General features: G+C 62.1%; 3 protein-coding genes. All 3 read right to left on the bottom strand.

The annotated features are described in order from the left end of the window. Positions 1 to 20: 20 nt before the first annotated feature. Positions 21 to 1,241, bottom strand: a complete 1,221-nt coding sequence (locus WBB85_RS17575) for a type II restriction endonuclease (protein WP_432639891.1) — start codon at positions 1,239 to 1,241, stop codon at positions 21 to 23. Next, on the bottom strand, positions 1,216 to 1,689 hold the full coding sequence (locus WBB85_RS17570; protein ID WP_299567925.1) for a very short patch repair endonuclease: 474 nt from the start codon (positions 1,687 to 1,689) through the stop codon (positions 1,216 to 1,218). Before WBB85_RS17570 ends, WBB85_RS17575 begins: the two co-directional genes overlap by 26 nt. Further along, positions 1,689 to 2,330: DNA (cytosine-5-)-methyltransferase (gene dcm, locus WBB85_RS17565; RefSeq protein WP_432639890.1), on the bottom strand; the 642-nt coding region annotated here is incomplete at its 5' end. The genes dcm and WBB85_RS17570, both read right to left, overlap by 1 nt.

Raw genomic sequence — 2,330 nt, 5'->3', positions numbered from 1 at the left:
ATGCTACGGGCGTGCTATGACTATCCCTGTCGCGCTCTGACCTCGCCGATGAAATCGCCAACCGACCAGAGCCAGCCGCGCTGCGCATCCGTGTAACTGCCGTGAACTGGGGAGGGGACCACGAGCTGAAGGCTGGACGCCTCCATCTGGTCGGTCTGCGGCTCTGAAATCCCCGGCTCCAGCGTCAGAAGATGTTTGCGGCTGATCTTCTCGGCCTCGGCCAAAACCTGCCGCCAGCGGTCCTTGCAAGTGGATTTGGCCCCCAGCATTGTCAGGCGTGGGTCGCCCTCGGCTGGAGCTGCCTGGTAGGTCTCCAGATCGGGGAACAGGAAATCGGGCTTGTGGTTGTGTTCCGTAACTGCGCCCCGGATATGCCGGATGTCGTGCGCCCTGAGGACGGCGGCAAGGTGGTTTTCCAGCGAATGCCCCATGCGGGACTTGCGCCGGTTCTGGACACTCAGGGAAAAGCTGATGAAGCCGTCAACGTCCGTGCCGCTGTCGTCCACGAACCCCGCCTCGATCCGCGACGATACAACCTTGCGCTCCAGTCGCCTGAACAGCGCCTCCTCATGGTCCAGCCAGGCAATAAGTGCCGCGTCCGGGTCGTCCTCGGCGCGCACCTCTGGCAAGGTGAGACGGGCCAGATCGGAGAACTCGGCCGTCTTGGGGAAGGTCGTGCCGAACTTCTCGATGATACTGTCCAGCTTGTCGGCTTCCGGCTCCTCGAACTCGACGCCGATCTCGTCCAGGATGAAGCGCGCGGCGAAGTCCAGTTCCGGTTCCTCGTCGGAAAACTCGCGCGACACGAAGGACTTGCCTTCGGGGCGCAGACCGAACAACCAGAAGAGCTGCTGCTCGCTGGTGGACCCCTCGGGGGCCACGATGAACCACAGGACGCCGCCCTTATCCTTGGCGAGGAACAGGGTGTCTCCGGCCTTCATGGCCTCTGTAATGGGATTTGAGGGGTAGTAGAGCCGCCATTCGGCCGCACGGGGCTTATTAAGACGGGCGTCGTAGTGTGTGGCCCAGCTCTCCTCGGTAAAGCCCTCCTGATCGCCGCCAAGCCAGATGTAGATTGCGGGAAAATTCTGCTGGTGCGTCTCGCCCAGAAAGTCGTCGCGCATCTTCTTCGTCGTGCCGACCTCGTGCTGGTTCGATGTCTTCGGCTCGGCATCCACGGCAGACAGACGCTTGACCCCGACGCCCTCGAAATAGTCAGACAGTTGCCCGCGCTGTATCACCGCTCACCTCCAGCGTTTTTATATCCGATTTTAACCATATGGCACATTGATCGACAACGATGTCGAAGGGCAGGCGGGTCTTGCCCTTCAGGGCGCACTCCCGGACCGTGCCGATGCGCCAGCCCGCGTCGGTCAGGGCCTGATATTGCCGCCGGTCGCGCTCGATGTTCTTGCCGATCTTCTCGCGCCAGAACTCCTCGCGGCTCTTCGGCCAGCGAAACAGATGGCAGTCGTGGCCGTGCCAGAAACAGCCGTGAACAAAGATCACCGCGCCCCGTCCCGCGAACACTAGATCGGGTTTACCGGGCATGTCCTTGCGGTGCAGCCGAAACCGGAAACCGCGCCTGTGCAGCGCGGATCGAATTATCAGCTCCGGTCTGGTGTTCTTGCCTTTGATGCCTGCCATCATCCGGCTTCGGATTGCGGGCGTGACGGTATCCGCAGGCATTACTCCGCCGCGATACCGGGCTCGGGCAGGGGAAGCCGAACCTGCACGGTGGCAGGCACCTGCCGCCCGTCCAGTTCCATCGCCTCGATGATGCGCGGCTGCATGAGTTGCGCGACCGCGTTCACGACCGGCACGACAACCGCGTTGCCGAACTGGCGATAGGCCTGCGTGTCGGACACGGGGATTTTCCAGTCCGTCTGTCCGGGCTTCTCGAACCCCATCAGGCGCGCGCACTCACGCGGTGTCAGGCGGCGCGGGCGGTCGCCCTTCTGCTCGATCAGGATTTCGGAGCCGTCCTTGTAGTAGCGGGCGGACAGGGTGCGGGCCACGTCCTTCGGACCGAAGAGGGAAAACCCGAACCCGTTCCCGGCGCTGCGGTGCTTCTCCTTGTAGCCCTGAAGGTAATTCCACATGTGTTCCGTAAGTGTGTATTTCGGATCGACCGTCCTATCGAGAATCGAACCCAGCTTCGGGCCGTCACCTTCAGGAACCGCAAGCTGATCGAAGTCGAACTCGATGCTGTGATCCTTGAAGCCGACGATGAAGATACGCTCGCGCTTCTGCGGCACCCACGGAGTCGAGCTGATGACCTTATGGAAGACGCGGTAGCCCAGCTCCTTCTCCAGCACATGGATGATCGT

This window comes from Albidovulum sp. (assembly GCF_049646345.1).
GTDB lineage: Bacteria > Pseudomonadota > Alphaproteobacteria > Rhodobacterales > Rhodobacteraceae > Albidovulum.
Note: the sequence above shows the minus strand (reverse complement) of the source record. Positions and strands in the feature narration are given on the sequence as shown.

Coding starts and splice junctions, on each gene's coding strand:
- WBB85_RS17570 (WP_299567925.1), bottom strand. CDS start 1,689: ATGCCTGCGGATACCGTCACGCCCGCAATCCGAAGCCGGATGATGGCA.